The 11,244-nt window shown below is 35.3% G+C and carries 2 protein-coding genes; both read right to left on the bottom strand.

Translation table 11 applies throughout. The features are described from left to right. Positions 1-7: 7 nt before the first annotated feature. A complete protein-coding gene (locus QE431_RS02560) occupies positions 8-919 on the bottom strand; it encodes a type IX secretion system membrane protein PorP/SprF (RefSeq protein WP_307292232.1) in 912 nt (303 codons plus the stop codon). Between the two features lie 48 nt (positions 920-967). Further along, positions 968-10,774 (bottom strand): gliding motility-associated C-terminal domain-containing protein, encoded by a 9,807-nt coding sequence (locus QE431_RS02555; protein ID WP_307292229.1) that lies wholly within the window; start codon positions 10,772-10,774, stop codon positions 968-970. Positions 10,775-11,244 lie beyond the last annotated feature (470 nt).

Raw genomic sequence — 11,244 nt, 5'->3', positions numbered from 1 at the left:
GGTATCATTAAAAGAATCTTGGAGATATCATTTTATTATAATTATTGAAGAATTCGAATCTTAGGAAAATCTCATGAGATCCAGAATTGTATTTTCTAAGTCTTGTAGTTTCATGATCGTAACCATAACCTACGTACATTCCTTTGGTAACTTGAAATCCAGCCATCGCACTAACTGAAGCACTCCAGCGGTATGCAAGCCCAAGAACGAATTTATCATTAAACATAAAATTCCCAGAAACATCTACCTGCAAAGGTGCTCCTTCTACCATTTTGGTCATTAAAGCTGGTTTGAATTTAATATACTCTAAACGATCCAGATTAAATACATAACCGGCTATTAAATAATAATTGATTTTTTCTTTGAAAATAGCGGTGTCGTCAGAATTATAGCGATTTGTTTCTATAAAATTAGGAACAGATAATCCAATATATGCTCGATCTGAATGATAGTAAATTCCAGCTCCTACATTTGGACTAAATCTGTTTTTTAAGTTTTGAAATTGTGGATCATCCTGATCTTCCATACTTAATTTATTGACATCAAGATTAAAAAGATTTGCTGTTCCTTTTATCCCGAAAGACAAGTTCCAACTTTCTGAAGTTGGTATTGTATAAGACAAATCTGCTGATAAGGTGTTTTCTACAGTTGGTCCGATTTTATCATTTACTAAAGAAACTCCAAGCCCTAAATCGCTGTTACTTAAAGGTGTATTGACAGAAAATGTACTTGTTTCCGGCGCGCCATCTAAACCAACCCATTGCGTACGATACAATCCAAAAACGCTTAAAGCTCCTCTTGAACCTGCGTAAGCTGGATTGACTTCGATTGTATTATACATGTATTGAGTATACTGCGCATCTTGCTGCGCATTAGACACAATCGAAAAAAACATAAAAATTAAAATTAATTTTTTCATTTATTAAGTTTTAAAACAGCTCAGCTAGAACTAAGCCGTCATCTATTTTTATTTGTTAATGTATAAGTAACCTGATTCTTCGTGCGGGTTTTTAGCACTGTCTTTGTATTTCAAAATATAGAAATAGGTTCCTACTGGCAGACCGTCTGTTTGTTTAATCGTAGAACGTCCGTTAGAATATCCTAAAAAGACTCTGTCTGTATTATTATATTGATCTATACTGAAAACCAATACTCCCCAACGGTTGTAAATTTCAACAGTATTATCTGGATAACATTCTATGCCTCTAATAAAGAATCTTGCATTCTTTTCGTCTCCATTTGGAGAGAAAGCTTTAAATACTTTAATTGCACATCCATTTAAATCTAATACCGTAGGATTGTCGCCATTGTTGCTAGAATCATCTGATTTGTCTTCAACAACTACACCTCTACTACTTTTACCTTGTGCAATTGCCTGATTACTAACACTGCCCAGATTAATATCTTCTTGAGTTATTTTGTAAACTGCAGTGAAATTAGTTTCATTAGATTCGTTTACATTTAGATCAATTGGCTGGCCAGAAACTACTACTCCAGTTAATGGATCTGTTATTGTAATACCAATAAGCGGTACGTTTCCTGTATTGGTTACTGTAAACTTGTACGTGATTGTTTCGCCTGCATTAGCATAACCGCTCTTATCTTCATCATTAAATACTGCGGTTTTAATAACTGCTATTGCTGGAACTTCAACAAAAACATTCATTACTGCTGTTGAACAATTTAAAGGATCTGCTTTTTCGCAAACCTGATACGTCAATGGATAATTTCCTCCTGGTGTATTTGGTTTAACATTTACAGTTCCGTCAGCATTCCATTCAAAATAGGCATTCGTTGTTAAAGGTTTTACCACAACATCTGCAGGATTGATCGGTTGTCCGTTTATTAAATCATTATCTAAAACATTTACAAATTCTAGAGAACCATTAATTCCGTCTACACTAATATTATTATCATTCCCTAAAGTAATTTCGTTTGATGCTGGAGAAGCAGGATCAAGCGTATTCAATACTGTAATTTTAATTGTTGCCTGACTACAATTTGATGTATTTGCAGCTTCACAGATTTGATAAGTCAATTCGTAAACTCCATTTGGTGTGTTTGCAGCAATGTTGATTGATCCATCTGTATTTAGTGTTAGATTTGGATTTGCAACAACAGTTGATAAAATAACATCTGAAGGATTTGGATTCACTCCATTTACAAGATCATTTGCAAAAATATTAAGTGATGCATTCATTCCTTTTTTCACATCAATTGGTCCTGCCTCATCATTATTTGCTTTGATTGAGAATGTCGGACGAGCGTTACAACCAGAAGTTGCTGCTGGATAAGCTACAGAAACCGTTACGGTTGGGTTTAATGAAAATTCCATTTTCACTCCATTTCTCGTAAGTTCAAAACCATCTGCACCTTCTGTCCATTGTCCGTTGTTTAGAATCCATCCCGGCCAATCTACTCCATTTCCACTACCGTCCACTATAGCGCCGGGCCAAATAATATTTCCGCTTAATGGTAAGTTTGTTTGAGTAGCTACAACATTATTTGCGCTGTCGATCCATTTAACTGTCAATAGATTCGCTGTTGTAAAATTATCTGGCGTAACTGTATAATTTACATAAGGAACATTGTTTGAACAGTAGCTGTTTGCAGATACTGTCATTTTTGGTTCTGTTACAGTTACTTTTACAACATTTGAACTACAATTTGACGGATTTAATTTCTCACAAATAGTATATGGCAATTCATAATCTCCTACTGGCGCATTAGGCGCAAGGATAACATTTCCGTTTGCATCTATTGTTAAATATCCTTTTGGATCTGTTCCTAGGGTAAGATTTACATCTGATGGTACTAAAGCATTTCCGTTTTTAGTATCGTTTGTAAAGACATTTATTACTGTTTGTGAAACATTTACTCCAACCGCCGATGGCACAAGATCTTCATTTGCTACAAGATCTCCTCCGGTAACCGTTACAACCGAAATTACTGAATCACAATTTGTCGGATTTGTATTTTCGCAGATACGGTATTCTACATTATAATTTCCTGCCGGCGTGTTTGGCGCCACAGTAATAGTATGATCTGGATTTAATGTAAATCCTGACGGAAGTGTTCCAATAATTTCAAAACTTACTTCTCCTGAAGAAGTTCCAACAACTGCTGGATTTCCGTTTAGTTTATCATTAGCAGTTAATGAAATTGTTGTTCCTCCGATATTTCCATTAATTGAAGTTACTGGATCTGCAACTGCTTCAATTTTTGGTGCAGTTACTGTTACCGTTACTGTGTTTGATTTACAATTTGAAGGATTTAATTTCTCGCAGATTGTATATTCTAATTCATAATTTCCTGCTGGTGCATTAGCTCCTAAAGTCAATGTCCCGTCTGGATTCAATACTAAATATCCTTTTGGATCTGGTTTTGAAACGGTCAGATTTACATCTGAAGGATCTAATTTTTGTCCGTTTTTAGTATCATTATCTAAAACATTTACATTCAATGTCTGATTTGCATTTGACCCGATAACCGACGGTACTGTGTCTGGATTTGCAACAAGATCACCTGATGTAACTGTTACAATTGAAATTACTGAATCACAGTTTGTCGGATTAGTATTTTCACAGATACGGTATTCTACATTATAATCTCCTGCCGGCGTGTTTGGCGCCACAGTAATTGTATGATCTGGATTTAATGTAAATCCTGACGGAAGTGTTCCAATAATTTCAAAACTAACTTCTCCTGAAGCTGTTCCTACAACTGCCGGATTTCCGTTTAGTTTATCATTAGCAGTTAATGAAATTGTTGTTCCTCCAGTATTTCCATTAATTGAAGTTACTGGATCTGCAACTGCTTCAATTTTTGGTGCAGTTACTGTTACCGTTACTGTGTTTGATTTACAATTTGAAGGATTTAATTTCTCGCAGATTGTATACTCTAATTCATAATTTCCTGCTGGTGCATTAGCTCCTAAAGTCAATGTCCCGTCTGGATTCAATACTAAATATCCTTTTGGATCTGGTTTTGAAACAGTCAGATTTACATCTGAAGGATCTAATTTTTGTCCGTTTTTAGTATCATTTTCTAAAACATTTACATTCAATGTCTGATTTGCATTTGACCCGATAACCGACGGTACTGTATCTGGATTTGCAACAAGATCACCTGATGTAACTGTTACAATTGAAATTACTGAATCACAGTTTGTCGGATTAGTATTTTCGCAGATACGGTATTCTACATTATAATCTCCTGCCGGAGTGTTTGGCGCCACAGTAATTGTATGATCTGGATTTAATGTAAATCCTGACGGAAGTGTTCCAATAATTTCAAAACTTACTTCTCCTGAAGAAGTTCCAACAACTGCTGGATTTCCGTTTAGTTTATCATTAGCAGTTAATGAAATTGTTGTTCCTCCGATATTTCCATTAATTGAAGTTACTGGATCTGCAACTGCTTCAATTTTTGGTGCAGTTACTGTTACCGTTACTGTGTTTGATTTACAATTTGAAGGATTTAATTTCTCGCAGATTGTATATTCTAATTCATAATTTCCTGCTGGTGCATTAGCTCCTAAAGTCAATGTCCCGTCTGGATTCAATACTAAATATCCTTTTGGATCTGGTTTTGAAACGGTCAGATTTACATCTGAAGGATCTAATTTTTGTCCGTTTTTAGTATCATTATCTAAAACATTTACATTCAATGTCTGATTTGCATTTGACCCGATAACCGACGGTACTGTGTCTGGATTTGCAACAAGATCACCTGATGTAACTGTTACAATTGAAATTACTGAATCACAGTTTGTCGGATTAGTATTTTCACAGATACGGTATTCTACATTATAATCTCCTGCCGGCGTGTTTGGCGCCACAGTAATTGTATGATCTGGATTTAATGTAAATCCTGACGGAAGTGTTCCAATAATTTCAAAACTAACTTCTCCTGAAGCTGTTCCTACAACTGCCGGATTTCCGTTTAGTTTATCATTAGCAGTTAATGAAATTGTTGTTCCTCCAGTATTTCCATTAATTGAAGTTACTGGATCTGCAACTGCTTCAATTTTTGGTGCAGTTACTGTTACCGTTACTGTGTTTGATTTACAATTTGAAGGATTTAATTTCTCGCAGATTGTATACTCTAATTCATAATTTCCTGCTGGTGCATTAGCTCCTAAAGTCAATGTCCCGTCTGGATTCAATACTAAATATCCTTTTGGATCTGGTTTTGAAACAGTCAGATTTACATCTGAAGGATCTAATTTTTGTCCGTTTTTAGTATCATTTTCTAAAACATTTACATTCAATGTCTGATTTGCATTTGACCCGATAACCGACGGTACTGTATCTGGATTTGCAACAAGATCACCTGATGTAACTGTTACAATTGAAATTACTGAATCACAGTTTGTCGGATTAGTATTTTCGCAGATACGGTATTCTACATTATAATCTCCTGCCGGCGTGTTTGGCGCCACAGTAATTGTATGATCTGGATTTAATGTAAATCCTGACGGAAGTGTTCCAATAATTTCAAAACTTACTTCTCCTGAAGAAGTTCCAACAACTGCTGGATTTCCGTTTAGTTTATCATTAGCAGTTAATGAAATTGTTGTTCCTCCGATATTTCCATTAATTGAAGTTACTGGATCTGCAACTGCTTCAATTTTTGGTGCAGTTACTGTTACCGTTACTGTGTTTGATTTACAATTTGAAGGATTTAATTTCTCGCAGATTGTATACTCTAATTCATAATTTCCTGCTGGTGCATTAGCTCCTAAAGTCAATGTTCCGTCTGGATTCAATACTAAATATCCTTTTGGATCTGGTTTTGAAACAGTCAGATTTACATCTGAAGGATCTAATTTTTGTCCGTTTTTAGTATCATTATCTAAAACATTTACATTCAATGTCTGATTTGCATTTGACCCAATAACCGACGGTACTGTGTCTGGATTTGCAACAAGATCACCTGATGTAACTGTTACAATTGAAATTACTGAATCACAGTTTGTCGGATTTGTATTTTCACAGATACGGTATTCTACATTATAATCTCCTGCCGGCGTGTTTGGCGCCACAGTAATTGTATGATCTGGATTTAATGTAAATCCTGACGGAAGTGTTCCAATAATTTCAAAACTAACTTCTCCTGAAGCTGTTCCTACAACTGCCGGATTTCCGTTTAGTTTATCATTAGCAGTTAATGAAATTGTTGTTCCTCCGATATTTCCATTAATTGAAGTTACTGGATCTGCAACTGCTTCAATTTTTGGTGCAGTTACTGTTACCGTTACTGTGTTTGATTTACAATTTGAAGGATTTAATTTCTCGCAGATTGTATACTCTAATTCATAATTTCCTGCTGGTGCATTAGCTCCTAAAGTCAATGTCCCGTCTGGATTCAATATTAAATATCCTTTTGGATCTGGTTTTGAAACAGTAAGATTTACATCTGAAGGATCTAATTTCCGTCCGTTTTTAGTATCATTATCTAAAACATTTACATTCAATGTCTGATTTGCATTTGACCCAATAACCGACGGTACAGTGTCTGGATTGGCTACAAGATCGCCTGATGTAACTGGTACAACTATAGTCACAGAATCACAGTTTGCAGGTACAGCGCCAACTTCACATATTACATATTCTACATTGTAATCTCCTTTTGGAGTCGATGGACTTACTGTAATAGTTCCGTTTGAATTTAACGTTAATCCTGTTGGTAAAGTGCCAACAATATTTATACTAACTTCACCAGAATTAGTTCCAATTACAACTGGATTGCCATTTAAGGTATCATTTGCTGTTAATACAACCGTTGTTCCTCCAATATTTCCATTAATTGGTATAATTGTATCTACAACTGCTTTTATTTTATTGTCTACTACAACCGTAGCTGTTGCTGTTTTACAGTTCGCTGTATTTTTTTCGCAGATTTCATAAGTAATGCTGTATGACCCGCTTGGTGTATCTGCCGAAAGAGTAACTTCTCCGTCTGCATCAACACTCAATACTCCGTCAGTTTTTGGTGTTACTGATGTATTTGCTGCTGTAACCGCTAAACCGTTTAATGTATCGTTGGTTTTTACATTTCCAATATTTACTGCAGATGATCCAGATGTTTTTGTTCCGAATGAATCTGCATTGGCGACTAAACCATTTACAACATCAACCGTAGCTGTTGCTGTTTTACAGTTCGCGGTATTTTTTTCACAGATTTCATAAGTAATGCTGTATGACCCGCTTGGTGCATCTGCCGAAAGAGTAACTTCTCCGTCTGCATCAACACTCAATACTCCGTCAGTTTTTGGTGTTACTGATGTATTTGCTGCTGTAACCGCTAAACCGTTTAATGTATCGTTGGTTTTTACATTTCCAATATTTACTGCAGATGATCCAGATGTTTTTGTTCCGAATGAATCTGCATTGGCACATAAGATTGAATTAATAACAAAACTTACATTTCCAGAAGAACATCCGTTAATTGATGCAGAAATTGTATAGCTTCCTGTAGGTGCTGTAATTGTACCTGCGTTATTGATAACTCCTGTTGATGGGGTTATTATATAATTATAAGTTGAATCATAATTGTTAATAGTAAAACTTCCTGTAAAAGTCGAACATGTCGGTTGAGTGATATTGCTCAATATTGGCGTAGATGGTGTTGTAGTTACAATTACACTTACAGAAGTTCGTGCACTTTCACATGTGTTAGTTGCTTGGCTTACATAATAAGTTCTTGTTGTTAAAATATCTGTTGAAGCTAATGAACTACCCCCTGTTAATTGAGTATACCATTTTAAATTACTTCCAGTAGTAACTGTTAAATCGTTTATTGTTTTATTATCAGCTGAACAAAATAATTGTGCTGAAGCTGTTGGAGCAACTGGTGTTGGATTTATTGTGACATCTACCGAGGTTCTTGAACTCTCACATCCACTTGCAGAAGTCTGGCTTACATAATAAGTTCTGGTTGTTAAAATGTCTGTTGAAGCTAATGCATTACCTCCTGTTAATTGAGTATACCATTTTAAATTACTTCCAGTAGTAACCGTTAAATCATTTACTGTTTTATTATCAGCTGAACAAAATGATTGTGCTGAAGCTGTTGGAGCAATCGGTGTTGGATTTACCGTAATAGTTCTCGTAGAGGTAACGTCAGAACAACCTCCTGTTCCTATTACTTTGTATGTTATTGTTGCTGTACCTGAAGAAACTCCTGTTACCACCCCTGTTGATGAGTTTACTGTAGCAATTGAAGTATTATCACTTGTCCATGCTCCTCCTGTATCACCACTTGATGAAAAAGTTGATGTTCCGCCAATACAGATATTTTGTGTTCCTGATAAAGTTCCAGCATTTGGTGCTGTCGTTACCGTAATTGTTCTTATAGAAACTGCATCTGAACAACCTCCTGTTCCAGTTACTTTGTATGTTATTGTTGCTGTACCTGAGGAAACTCCAGTTACCAATCCTGTTGATGAGTTTACTGTAGCAATTGAAGTATTATTACTTGTCCATACTCCTCCTGTATTGCCATTTGATGTAAAGTTTGATGTTCCAGCTGTACAAATATTCTGTACCCCAGACAAAACTCCTGAATTTGGAGGAGTTGCAACGGTTACTACTACTGACTTTATAACAGAACATCCAAAAGAATTCGTAGCTTTTATATAATAAGTACCTGCTGTCGCTGCAGTTGGAGTTGCATAAGCAGCTGTTGCTGCCGAATTAGTCCAATAAGTAAAAGTCAAATTTGATGAACTTCCCGCTGTAACAGTTGATGAAGTTAAATCTACTGTTGAAGGAGAACAGACAGATGCTGGATTATTAATTGTAAGTGTTGGCAATGGATTTGGCGTAGTTGAAACACTTGCTGAGTTATTTGCAGCATTACTATCTGTTGTTGTAGATGGTAATGATGCTGTATTTGTATAAACGCCAGAGGCATTAACTTTTGCAATTATTTTTAATGTTTCTGTAGCACCTCCATTTACATCTCCTATGCTCCAAACACCAGTTGTAGCGTTATAATTTCCTGTTGTTTGAGTTGAACTTACGAATGTATAACCTGTTGGCAATAGATCATTTACTGAAACTCCGGTAGAATTATTCCCTCCTAAATTACTCAACTTCACAGTAAATTCTACATTAGAACCTACACATGGTGTTGCATTATCAACGGTTTTGGTAATACCTAAATCCGTACATAAAGTAACTGAAACAGGTTTAGATTGTGTTTGAGCTCCACAGGTTAAAGTCGAAGCAACTGAATATGAACCTGTTTTAGTAGCTGTATAGGTATCTGAATTTGCACCTGCAATCGCTACTCCATTTAAGTACCACTGATAAGGAGATAATCCTGTTTGTGTTTTTAATAATGCTGAATTATTTGTACAACCACCACCAGAAATATAATTAAAAGTTGGATCTTCAGGCTGAACTGCAAAATTTGAGAAAAAACCTGCCATTGTAAATCCTCCTCCTTGCTGCACTATTGAAACTGTTAATTTTGCGTCACTTGATAAAGAAAGAACATCTGGGCTTCCTATTTGAGTATCTTCAAAGTTAATTAAGTACCAGCCAGTATTTCCTAATTGACGGCGAGCCGAAATTCCAGATTTTGTTTCTATATCTTGTCCGTTTACATATACTTTTGAAGAAGCATCCTTTAAAAGGACATATCCAAAGTATGGTAAAGAACCTACTCCATAATTTCTAAATTTTGCCGTCTCAATAAAATTAGATCCTCCACATTGAGATACTGGAGCAATCGTGTAAACATCTACCTCACAATCTCTTGCCGTACCCGAGTATACGGCAACAGTATTTGTTGCGAAAACTCTAGATGCAGAAAAATTAGTTTTAGAAATACCATTTCCGAATGTAAAAAAATCACCCGCATTCAACAAAGTTTTTTCAATCGTCCCTGTCAATACTCCTGTTGCAGAAAATGTATCAACTGTTACTTTTGTATTTGCTTTTGTTGCAACAACAGTTGTTTGTTCTGCTGTATCATTTCCTTTACCTCTTTGAATAAAATACTCTGTACCCAGAACTGCTTCTGGAGGAATTTGGTTATAAGCCCCATCACCACAACCATCTGGCGTGTCAATAGCAGCAGAAGTATTCATAACAGTAGGATTTGAAGATTCAACTAAAGTTCCTATTGGTGCCGTAAATAAATAACTTTGACCAGCATTTAAAGTAATCAACGTACTATTGAATTTTACTGACGTACCATTGGTAATAGCCATAATACTATAAATAGGGCGTTGATCGCCATAACCACCAAAATTCCCAAGAGATCCATCTCGATAATATCCAATTCTATATCGAATACCTATTCCTGCATCTCCAAAACTTGTTAATGCGGCGTTTCCCTTGATATCTTTATCGCTTCCTTCACCGCCTAAAGCATCAGAAGCAATATTTCTTAAATTTATAGATATCGGTTTACTTCCCGTTACTATTAAACCAGCAGCATTTATAACTGTATTTAATTTTAATGCAGGTGCATCTTTAGGTAAACCTGCAAATCTATAAACTGCTGGAGACCCTTTACTAGCAGTTAAAGAATTTGTGATTAAAGTACCGTCACTTTTTAATATTTCAATTGTAACCGGAGTTGTAGAATTTGTTGCAATAACAATTTCATTAGCTTTACTAAAGTATTGCCAAGGAGCCGGTGCAATGTAATGCTTAGTGTAAAACTGAGCCGAAGCATTGTAAGTGCAGATTAATAAAAAAACAATAAGAAAGATGTGCCTAGAAAATCTAGACAAGTTAAAAGTAAAGTTACGCATAGACAACTTGAGTTTGTGGAACAGAAATATTAAGCACTAAAAAATTGATGATTGATTTTAGTGTGTATGTGAAATACGAAAAAAAGGAATAAATGGATTTTGCAAATGCAATAAAAGTCTCATAAAGACCTATAAATAAATAATGTAGCGTTTGGACCATAGTCATGATAGGTTCAATACAAAATTGTTTTTTTAGTTTGTAAAGTAGTTTTGGAGCGACGAAAGTATATATAAGGAAGAGATTGCAACGACAATTGTCGACAAAGTGCAGGTAAAGTCGTCAAACAACAATATTTAACAATTGTTGAAGTCTATTTTAGAGCAAAAATGTAAAGATTTGATAATGAACAGATCAAAATTTCTTAAAGAATTATGATTAAATTAAATTCCTACAGAATTTATTGACAAAAACACATATTTTCGTAAGAAACAAAATGAAAGCAAGGTAGATTCAGGAGATTTAAATACAC

It is taken from the genome of Flavobacterium sp. SORGH_AS_0622, from assembly GCF_030818825.1.
Classification (GTDB): domain Bacteria; phylum Bacteroidota; class Bacteroidia; order Flavobacteriales; family Flavobacteriaceae; genus Flavobacterium.
Note: the sequence above shows the minus strand (reverse complement) of the source record. Positions and strands in the feature narration are given on the sequence as shown.